The following is a 10,035-nucleotide window of genomic DNA, read 5'->3' as shown; positions in this document are numbered from 1 at the left end:
AACAACCAGAGTTCCGACAAAAGCAGCGCCTCCTCAACGCCGCTATTGAATCAAGCCATCGCCGCCAGCGCAAGCGATTTAATGGGTCCTGAGCCTAAATCTCCACAATCAGCCCCGCCAGCCGCTCCACTTCGGCGCGGTCGTGGCTGACGTAGAGGATGGGCAAGCGAACCTCGTCGCGCAGGCGTTCGATCACGGTCATCACTTCCTCGCGGCGTGCGCGGTCCAGCGAGGCGAGGGGTTCGTCCATCAGCAGAAAGCGCGGGCCAGAAAGCAAGGCGCGGCCGATGGCCACGCGCTGCGCCTCGCCGCCCGAAAGTGTGCGCGGCCAGCGATCAAGCAGGTGCGCGATGCCGAGAAATGTCGCGGCTTCGTCCAGCGTCATCAGGCCGTGTCCTTCGGCCCGCTGCGCGCCGTATTCCATATTCTCGCGCACGCGCAGATGCGGGAATAACCGGCCGTCCTGAAAGACATAGCCTGCGCGGCGTTCCTGAACGGCCATGTCGATGCCAAGGTCGCTGTCGAACAGCACTTCGCCGCCCACGGCAATGCGCCCGCGATCAGGGCGGAGCAAGCCGGCGACCATGTTGAGCAGCGATGTCTTGCCCGCGCCCGATGGGCCGAACAATGCGGTCAATCCGTTGTTGCTGTTGAAGCTTGCGGTGATTGAAGCATCGCCCAACTGGCGTTCTACGCGCAGTTCAAAGGACATGGCCGCCCCTTCCAGTGCGCCGCGCCAAAGCTTCGGACGCGATCAGCGCGCCCAGCGATAGCAGCACAGATACCACGACCAGCCGCACAACCTGTGGTTCGGCCCCCGGAATCTGGAGCGCGCTGTAGATCGCCAGCGGCAGGGTTTGCGTCTCGCCCGGAATGTTGGACACAAACGTGATCGTCGCGCCAAATTCGCCCAGCGAACGCGCAAAGCCAAGCACGGCGCCTGCAATCACGCCGGGCAGCGCCAGCGGCAGGGTGATGGTGCGGAAGGTGCGCCAGCGCGATGCGCCCAGCGTCATCGCGGCTTGTTCCAGTTTCGGGTCTACCGCTTCGAGAGAGAGCCGGATCGCGCGGACCATCAGGGGCAGCGCCATGACCGCAGCGGCCAGCGCCGCGCCGCTCCAGCGGAACAGGAACGTAAGGCCCAGCCATGCCTCAAGCCAGCGCCCCGCCGGTCCTTGCGGCCCGAACGCGATCAGCAGGAACCAGCCGGTGACGACGGGCGGCAGGACCAGCGGCAAATGCACCAGCGCATCCAGCAGGACTTTGCCGGGAAAGCGCCCGCGCGCCAGTGCCCAGGCCAGCGCGAAGGCCAGCGGCAAAGACAGGCCCACCGCCACCGCGCTGACTTTCAAGGAGAGGCGGATGACCTCCCATTCTTCCGGTCCCGGCATCATTCAGCGCGAACCAAAGCCGTGGCGCGCAAAGATGGCACGGCCTTCGCGCGAGAGGAGGAAGCGGCGGAAGGCATCGGCCTGTGGGTGGGTGGAGGTTTTGAGCAGGGCGACGGGATAAGTGACCGGCGGATGGCTGGTTGCCGGAAACACGCCGACAACGCGCACTTTGGCCGAGGCGCGGGCATCGGTGGCGTAGACTATACCGAAAGGGGCAGCGCCGCGCTCAACCAGCGCCAAAGCAGCGCGGACGTTCTCGGCAGGCGCAACGCGGGTGGCAATTGCGCGCCAGACGCCCAGTTTTTCCAGGGCGGCTTTGCCATAGCGGCCTGCGGGTACCGCCGCCGGATCTGCCATCGCAAGGCGTCCACTGCCCAAGGCGCGTGCAAGGGGGAAGCCCGGCGCGATGCGCAGTTGCACTTTGCCGGATGCAGGCGCGATCAGGACCAGCCGGTTTTCGGCAAGCTGCGCGCGGGTGGCGGGGCGGAGCAGGTTCTGGCCCTGCACATGGTCCATCCATTCCTCATCCGCAGAAATGAACAAGTCGGCCTTTGCCCCCGCCCCGATCTGGCGGGCGAGCGCGGATGATGCGGCGAACGACAGTACCGGACGCGCGTGGCGCTGCGCGGCCCAACGGTTGGCGGCATCGGTCAGCGCCTCTTGCATGCTGGCAGCGGCCAGCACCAATGGCCCCCGCGCCTGCGCACGGGCGGGCGCACTGGCCAGCCACACGGCCATGGCCAGCATCAGCGCGGCACGAACGAAAGCGATCACCACAGAACTCGGAAAGAGGGCCATGCCTTGCCTATACAGGCAGGGCATGGCCGGACAAACCCTTCGTTCTGAAGCTTAACGCCCCATCAATGTGCGGGCCTGACTGGCGACTTGCGCCAGCATGGCGGGGCCAGCAGCGGATGCGGATTGCGCGCGGTCAACCAGTGCGCGGAACTGGCGCACCGGCACGGCATTGGTTTCCAGCCAATCGGCCACAAACGCATCGGGCGATTTGCCTTGCGAGCGCTTGAGGAAATCGAGCCGCATCTGTTCGAAATCGCGGGCCAGACCGGCGATCAGCAGGCGCTCCCACGGATCGGACGGGTTCATCCGCCGTGCCGCCTGTTGCGCCCAGTCCAGCCCCAGTGCCGCGCCCAGATCGGCAAAGGCACCGGTCAGCGCGCCGGCATCGACGTTCAACTCGCCCGCCAGATGGGCAAGGCCGATGGCCCCGTCCATGTCATAGAGGTGGACCAGCCGTTCGGCGATGGCGGGCGGAGTTCCGGCAGCCGCCAGCTCCTGCGCCATCTGCCGCGCCTGTGCCTGTGCTTCGCCCCGCAGCAATTGCGCCGCAGTGTGCGAAAGCAGGGCGACGCCGCCGTACAGGTCTTCGAGCAAGGCATCGGGCTGCGTCGAGCCGCGACCGGCGCGCAGCACATCGGCAATATGGCCGCGCAGGCCCAGCGCGGTGCGTTCAAACAGGGCCAGCCGCAAGGCTTCGGGCATGTCGGCAGTATCGAGCATGTCCCATGTGGCACGCAGATCGAGCAGGCGTTCTGCCGCAACAAAGGCGGCTGCCACTTGCGCGAGGCTGCACCCTTCTTCTTCGCACAATTCGAACGGATGGACCGGACCCATGCGGTTGATGATGCGGTTGGCCAGCTTGGTTGCGATGATTTCGCGGCGCAGGCGGTGATTGACAATTTCGATTTCAAATGCCTCGCGCATTTGCGGCGGGAAGGCTGCGACCAGTTCTTCTTCCAGCACCGGATCATCGACAACCGGGCTTTCTTCAAGCGCACGTTGCACAACCAGCTTGCTGCTGGAGAGCAGGACCGCCAGTTCGGGACGCGTCAGCCCCTGCCCCGAAACCGCACGGCGGGCGAGGTCTTCGGGGCCGGCAAGGCCTTCGGTCTTGCGATCCAGATCGCCGCCTTCTTCGAGCACATCGATCAGGCGGGACCATGACGGCATTGTGGCAGCACCGCCGCGTTCGGCGATGGACAGCGCCAGCGCTTGCAACCGGTTGTCCTCAAGCACGAGGTGCGCGACGTCATCGGTCATCGATACCAGCAATTCCACGCGGGCGTCTTCGGTCAACTTGCCCGAACGCTTGGCCGCGGCCAGCGCGATCTTGATGTTGACCTCGTTATCCGAACAATCAACGCCAGCCGAATTGTCGATGAAGTCAGTATTGATGCGGCCCCCGGCCAAAGCGAACTCGATGCGTGCGGCCTGTGTCGTGCCAAGATTGGCACCTTCACCGATGACTTTGGCGCGCACTTCATTGGCCGAAACACGCAACGAATCGTTGGCGGGATCGCCCACGTCAGCGTTGTTTTGCTGGCTGCCCTTCATGTAAGTGCCGATACCGCCGAACCACAGCAGATCTACTTGCGAACGCAGGATTGCCGAGATCAGCGATTCAGGATCAAGTTCGGCTTCTGCAACGCCCAGCATGGCCTGCACTTGCGGGGTTAGCGGGATGGCCTTCATCGAACGCGGGTAAACCCCGCCGCCTTCCGAAATCAGGCCTTTGTCGTAATCGTCCCAGCTTGAGCGGGGCAGCGCGAACATCCGCGCGCGTTCGGCCCAGCTTGTTGCCGGATCGGGATCGGGATCAAGGAAGATGTGGCGATGATCGAACGCGGCGACGACTTTGAGCGCCTTTGACAGCAACATGCCGTTGCCGAACACATCGCCCGACATATCGCCGCAGCCGGCCACACGCACCGGCTCTGCCTGCACGTCCACACCCATTTCAAGGAAGTGGCGGCGCACCGAGAGCCACGCGCCGCGCGCGGTGATGCCCATCGCCTTGTGGTCATACCCCTTCGATCCGCCACTGGCGAAAGCATCATCCAGCCAGAAATCCTTTGATTCGGCGATGGCATTGGCAACGTCGGAGAAGGTGGCCGTGCCTTTATCGGCGGCGACCACGAAGTACGGGTCTTCGCCATCGCGCACGACCACGGCTTCGGGATGGACGACTTTGCCTTCCACGATGTTGTCAGTGATCGACAGCAACGTGCGGATGAACACCTGATAGCTGGCCTTGCCCTCGGCCAGCCAGCCATCGCGGTCGCGCGCGGGATCGGGCAAGTGCTTGGGATAGAAGCCGCCCTTCGCGCCGGTTGGCACGATGACCGCGTTTTTCACACGCTGCGCCTTCATCAGGCCCAGCACTTCGACGCGGAAGTCGTCGCGTCGGTCTGACCAGCGCAGGCCGCCGCGCGCGACAGGTCCGGCGCGCAAATGGATGCCTTCAACACGCGGGGAATAGACGAAAATCTCGCGCCAAGGCACCGGACGCGGAAGGCCGGGAACAGCTGCGGAATCAATTTTGAACGCCATCGCTTCTGCCGCTGCGGGGGCAAAGGCATTTGTGCGCAAGATCGCCATGACGAGCGCGCGGAACTGGCGCAGCAGGCGGTCATCATTGATCGCGGCAACCCCTGCCAATCCGGCGCGGATATGCTCTTCTGCCGCGCTGAACGCGGCTTCTCGGTCCCCTGCAAAGGCAGGATCATGCCGCGCGATGAAGGCATCGATCAGCCCGCGCGTGACGGCTGGCGCATTCTTCAACGCTTCGACCACGGTCGGTATGCCAAACGTCATGCCCGCCTGCCGCAAATAGCGGTAGAACGCGCGCAGCCAGTTGGCTTCAACCGCAGACAGGCCCGTCGCCACGATCAGACGGTTGAAGGCATCATCTTCTGCCGCGCCATTCAACACCGCTGCCAGCGAGCTTTCGATGGCACTGGCACGGCCCAACAGATCGGTAACAGTGCTATCAACGGGGTACGACACAAGGAAATCATGCACATAGCCGAGCCTGCCACCGTCCAGCGGCGTAGGCATTTCTTCCAGAACACGGAAGCCGAAGTTTTCCAGCACCGGCACGGCATCGGACAGGACGATGGCGCCTTCGCGCTGGTACAACTTCAGGCGCAGCGACGTTTCGCCCGCGTTCTGGTGCAGGCGCGCGGCGCGGCGTGGCGCTTTGCTGCCTGTGAGGGTGCGCAACACGCGGATGTCGCGCGCGGCCTCGGCAGGGCCTGATGCATTGCGGTAGGATAGCGGGAAGGCATCGGCATAGCGCGCGGCGATGGCGGCGGCGCGCGATGGGTCTTCTGTGGTGGCCAGTTCAGCTTCGACCGCCCCTGCCCAGCCGCGCACCATGGCCTGCAATTGTGCATCAAGCGCCGCTTCATCAGGCTTTGCAGCCTGTTCGCGCACATCCAGCACAAAGCGCAACATCGCCAGCGTGCTGCCTTCGACTTGCAAGGCCCAATCCAGCACTTGTGCGCCTGCATTGGCTTCCAGCATCTGCTGGATGGCAAGGCGCACGTCGGTGGACAAGGCATCACGGGGCAACCAGACGAAAGCGAACAAGTGCCGTGCCAGCGGGGCCTGCACCAGTGCAAGCCGGGGGCGGGGCCGGTCAACCAGGCTCATCATCGCGGTGGCGACGCGTTCCAGATCGGCATCGGCAAAGCTGGCCAGCAGATCGTGCGGCAGCGCGGTCATCGCATGGACCAGCGCCTTTCCGGCATGGCCGTTGGGCGAAAAGCCAAACTTGTCCATCAGCCCTGCAAGCTGGCTGCGCAAGCGCGGGATGCGATCGGGCGCGGCAGCGAGGGCCGCGCTGGTCCATACACCTGCATGGACCGATAGCGCGGTGACTTTACCCTGTTCCAGACGCGGCACGATGAACAGATCAAGCGGAACGCGGCGATGGACATTGGCGATGCGGTTGGCCTTGACGATCAGCGGCACGCGGCCCTGCCCGTCAATCCCGGCCTCATCAAACCAGCGGAAAGCGCGATCATAGGACGCATCTGCCAGCAATTCTTCGGCGCTGGCACGGCAAATGCCGCGCGGGTTTTCCTGTCGTCCGTCGCGGAACCGCGTGACGCAGCCCAATTGGGTGAGCATACCATCGGCCAGCCAGCGCAGCAGTGCCGCGCCTTCGGGATCGGCCAGATTGGCGGCATCTTCGCGCATGGCGGCCTGCATCAGCGGCCAATCGGCAACGGCGGCGCGCACATCGGCCAGCGTTGCCTCAAGCGCGCCGATCAAGGCACGGCGCTGGCGGGCATCGGCGCGGACGGTTTCGAGATAGACGATGGATTCGCGGCGTTCGCCAGCGGCATCGCCTTCGGGAAAATCGATCAGGGTGCCATCACCATCGCGGCGGACGGCGACGACGGGATGGACCATGCGGTCAATCGCAAGCCCCTGCGCGGTGATGGTCGAGGCAATCGAATCAACCAGAAACGGCATGTCATCATTGATCACTGCCATGCGCAGATGGCGCGTACCGGTGGTTGATCCGCTGACGCTTTCAATGGCGATGGCAGGTTCGCTACCTTTGCGCAGCGTGGCCACGTTGGCGGTGAACAGCGCGGCTTCGGCCAGACGGCTGGCATCGAAATCGCGCGCCTCATCCGGAAGAAGCGCCGCCATGAAGCGCGTCATCAACGCGGCAGCATGGGGATTGGCAAGGTCCTGTGCGTCCTGATCACGGACAACGGTGGACGACGGTTGAATTGCGGACTTCGACGCCATGCGTGGGTTCCCGGCTCTCCTGCGAGAGAATATTGCTCTCTCTTGTTATTTTATGATTCGGTTTTGTATCAATTATGCCGATGCTAATCCAGCCATTGCAAGCGGACAAGTCCGGTTCATTGGCGCGGCATGGTTAACTTTGCTGTCGTAAATGCCATGGCTGACATTACGTGCCGAACTGTGCCGGAATTGTGAATTTTGGTGGCTGAATCGGGCAAAATGTGAGGATTATGCCCTGTTATACAACTCTTCGTCATTGCGAGGAGGCGAAGCCGACAAAGCAATCCAGAGCGTTCAGTACGCCGCTCTGGATTGCTTCACCCCGCTGCGCGGGGGTCGTAATGACGAAATTGGGGGACGAAATTAGGGGACGAAATTAGGGGACGAAGTTCAACGTTATGCAACCGCCTCAGCGTCAGGCCGGGACCAGTCCGTGTGCGGCTTCCATTGTCAATTCCAGCGAACGCCGCCGTGCGGCCTGATCGAAGATCGATGCGGCTACCACCACTTCGTCCACGCCGGTGCGTTCGGCAAAGGCAGCAAGGCCTTTGCGCACGGTTGAAACACTGCCGGTTGCACTCACTTTGCGCACATGTTCCAGCATTGCGACAGACTGGGGCGGCAAGGTATCCCGATAACCCGGAACCGGCGGTTTCAGCTTGCCCGGAGTGCCCGTGCGCAACGCCACGAATGACTGATCCATTGAAGAAGCGAGCAATTCCGCCTCCTCGTCAGTATCGGCGGCCACAACATTGATCGCAGCGGCGCAATAAGGCGCGGCCAGCGTTTCGGACGGTTCAAAGCGTTCGCGATAGAGCTTCAACGCGGCATCGAGATGATTTGGCGCGAAGTGTGAGGCAAAGGCATAGGGCAGGCCGAGCATGGCCGCCAATTGCGCGCCGAACAGGCTTGATCCCAGAATCCAGATTTGCGGCTTGGCACCCTTGCCCGGTACGGCTTGCAACGGCACGCGCGGATCACCTGCAAATTGCGCTTGCAATTCAACGACATCAGCGGGGAAGTCCTCTGCCGCGCGGTTGGTATCCTTGCGCAGCGCGCGGACAATGCGCTGGTCTGCCCCCGGCGCGCGACCGAGGCCCAGGTCGATCCGGCCCGGAAACAGCGCATCCAGCGTGCCGAACTGTTCGGCAATGACCAGCGGGCTGTGATTGGGCAGCATGATCCCGCCCGAACCGATGCGAATTGTCGACGTTGCGTGCCCGATATGCGCCAGTACGACCGACACAGCCGCACTGGCAATGCCATCCATTCCGTGATGTTCGGCCACCCAATAGCGCTGATAGCCGCAGTCTTCGGCAACTTTGGCCGCGGCGGCGGCATTGTCGAGCGCTTGACGGACTGTTCCGCCCTCAACCACGCTGACCAGATCGAGGACGGATAATTTCATGGGCGAACGGGCTTTTCTGTTGCGGGGGACACCACAGATGTAGGAACCGGCCCCAACTGTTCAAGGTAGCCTTTTGCAACCTTTCCCGCATCACCGTCCGGATCGGCGGCCAGCACCGAATCCCAGGACTTGCGCGCGGCATCTTCCCGGCCATCCAGAACCGCGATAACGCCCGCTTCTAAACCCACCCGGGGATCACGCGGGGCGTACTTGGCGGCAATCTCGATGTCGCGTTGCGCGCGCGGCAGATCATTGTTGCGCCGCGCCAGCGTGGCCGAAAGCAGCCAGCCCTCGGCATCTTCGGGCGCAAGCCGGTGGACCTCGTCCAGCGCGCCGCCTGCCTCGGCCAAACGCCCCAGCGCCACCAGAGCGCGCGAACGGTCAGCCTGCAACGCGCCCAGCGCGGCGTTGTCGGTGTAATCTTTCACCGCCAGCGCACGGTCAAACCAGCCGAGCGCATCTTCAGCCTTGCCGCCAGCCAGTGCCGCATTGCCCGCCATCACCATCAGCGGCAATGCTGCCACTTCCTGCGGCTTTGGAATGCCCGCTACGCCTTGCGCAAAGGCGGCCAGCGCGCCGTCAAAATCGCCCGCGTTGGACAGGATCAGGCCAAGGCACTGGTTTGCGCGCACATTTTGTCCGGCATCACGGCCTTCTGCAACCCAACTTCGCGCATCGACCAAGGCGGCCTGCGGATCACGCGCAGCTTTGGCGATGCAGGCGGTCAGCCGGTCCTGATCGGGCAGATCAGGCCGCTCCATCCCCGCTTCTGCCTCGACCTCGGCCTGTTTGCGGCGGCGCGGAATGGGCAAGGGCGAAAGCTGCCCGCCGCGCGACTGGATTGGGCCGATCTGCATCAGCCCAGCCTCTTGCGCCATCTCGGTTGCATAGAGGGGCGCGGGAAGATCGATCATCGGTTTATCCTTCAAGGCGCCAAAGCTTCAAGATTGGCTAGCTCGCGCAGCAGCAGGGCAATGTCGCTATCCCGCGAAAGCCGGTGATCGCCGTCCTTGACCAGATGCACCTGCACATCGGCTGAACGCAGCGCGCTGGCCAGCCGCAGCGACACATCCCACGGCACATCGGCATCGTTCTGCCCGTGCAAGAGCCGAACCGGACCATCGAATGCAACGCCCGCCTTCAGCCGCTTGTTGCGTTCACCATCGGACCAGAACAGCGCATGCGTAGGGGTAGGCTCGGTCCCGTAAGGATTGTCCTCGAAAATCGTCTGCCCCGCCGCAAGCGCGATCCGTTGGCTTTGCGAAAAGCCCCATTCGGTAAAATCGGGCGCGGGTGCGATACCGACCAGCGCCTTTGCCCGTATGCCCAAAGCTTCGGCCACCAGCAGCATCAGCCAGCCGCCCATGCTCGATCCGACTATCTGCACAGCATCCAGCCCAAGGTGATCGACCAGCGCCACGACCTCGTCCCGCCATTGCGACAAGCTGCCAGCGGCGAAATCACCATCGCTTTGCCCGCAGCCCGTGTAGTCAAGCAGAAGGCAGGCGCGGCCCCGGTCTTGGGCCCATTGCAGCACGGCCTGCGCCTTGCTCCCGCTCATATCGGACATGTAGCCGGGCAGGAATACGATGGCGGGCATACGGCCTGCGGCGTAACGATAGGCCATCTGCTGGCCGGTCGGCAGGGTGAAGCGGGAGGGATCGGTCATGG

7 protein-coding genes are annotated in these 10,035 nt (G+C 63.6%); all 7 read right to left on the bottom strand.

Annotated features, from left to right (window positions below):
- Positions 1–94: 94 nt before the first annotated feature.
- Positions 95–712 (bottom strand): ATP-binding cassette domain-containing protein, encoded by a 618-nt coding sequence (locus tag B7Y89_RS14505; RefSeq protein ID WP_292939204.1) that lies wholly within the window; start codon positions 710–712, stop codon positions 95–97.
- The gene (modB, locus tag B7Y89_RS14500; RefSeq protein WP_292939203.1) at positions 702–1,394 is read right to left on the bottom strand and encodes a molybdate ABC transporter permease subunit; all 693 of its coding nucleotides are present in this window, start codon (positions 1,392–1,394) and stop codon (positions 702–704) included. Before modB ends, B7Y89_RS14505 begins: the two co-directional genes overlap by 11 nt.
- Positions 1,395–2,138, bottom strand: coding sequence for a molybdate ABC transporter substrate-binding protein (gene modA / locus B7Y89_RS14495; RefSeq protein WP_292939213.1), 744 nt, complete (start codon positions 2,136–2,138; stop codon positions 1,395–1,397).
- Positions 2,139–2,240: 102 nt separating this feature from the next.
- Entirely contained in the window at positions 2,241–6,956 is a 4,716-nt protein-coding gene (locus B7Y89_RS14490; protein WP_292939202.1) for an NAD-glutamate dehydrogenase domain-containing protein, read from the bottom strand.
- 415 nt (positions 6,957–7,371) lie between these two features.
- Complete coding sequence (locus B7Y89_RS14485; RefSeq protein ID WP_292939201.1) at positions 7,372–8,364, bottom strand: LLM class flavin-dependent oxidoreductase; 993 nt, start codon at positions 8,362–8,364, stop codon at positions 7,372–7,374.
- A complete protein-coding gene (locus B7Y89_RS14480) occupies positions 8,361–9,278 on the bottom strand; it encodes a tetratricopeptide repeat protein (RefSeq protein ID WP_292939200.1) in 918 nt (305 codons plus the stop codon). Before B7Y89_RS14480 ends, B7Y89_RS14485 begins: the two co-directional genes overlap by 4 nt.
- Positions 9,279–9,289: 11 nt before the next feature.
- Entirely contained in the window at positions 9,290–10,033 is a 744-nt protein-coding gene (locus B7Y89_RS14475) for an alpha/beta hydrolase (protein ID WP_292939199.1), read from the bottom strand.
- Positions 10,034–10,035: the final 2 nt, after the last annotated feature.

The organism is Novosphingobium sp. 32-60-15 (assembly GCF_002280675.1).
Taxonomy (GTDB): domain Bacteria; phylum Pseudomonadota; class Alphaproteobacteria; order Sphingomonadales; family Sphingomonadaceae; genus Novosphingobium.
This window is presented reverse-complemented; position numbering and strand designations above follow the sequence as displayed.

Excerpts from the sequence above, each read along its gene's own strand:
- B7Y89_RS14480 (WP_292939200.1), bottom strand. The coding sequence starts at position 9,278 with ATGATCGATCTTCCCGCGCCCCTCTATGCAACCGAGATGGCGCAAGAG.
- B7Y89_RS14505 (WP_292939204.1), bottom strand. The coding sequence starts at position 712 with ATGTCCTTTGAACTGCGCGTAGAACGCCAGTTGGGCGATGCTTCAATC.
- B7Y89_RS14485 (WP_292939201.1), bottom strand. The coding sequence starts at position 8,364 with ATGAAATTATCCGTCCTCGATCTGGTCAGCGTGGTTGAGGGCGGAACA.
- modA (WP_292939213.1), bottom strand. The coding sequence starts at position 2,138 with ATGCTGGCCATGGCCGTGTGGCTGGCCAGTGCGCCCGCCCGTGCGCAG.
- B7Y89_RS14475 (WP_292939199.1), bottom strand. The coding sequence starts at position 10,033 with ATGACCGATCCCTCCCGCTTCACCCTGCCGACCGGCCAGCAGATGGCC.
- B7Y89_RS14490 (WP_292939202.1), bottom strand. The coding sequence starts at position 6,956 with ATGGCGTCGAAGTCCGCAATTCAACCGTCGTCCACCGTTGTCCGTGAT.
- modB (WP_292939203.1), bottom strand. The coding sequence starts at position 1,394 with ATGATGCCGGGACCGGAAGAATGGGAGGTCATCCGCCTCTCCTTGAAA.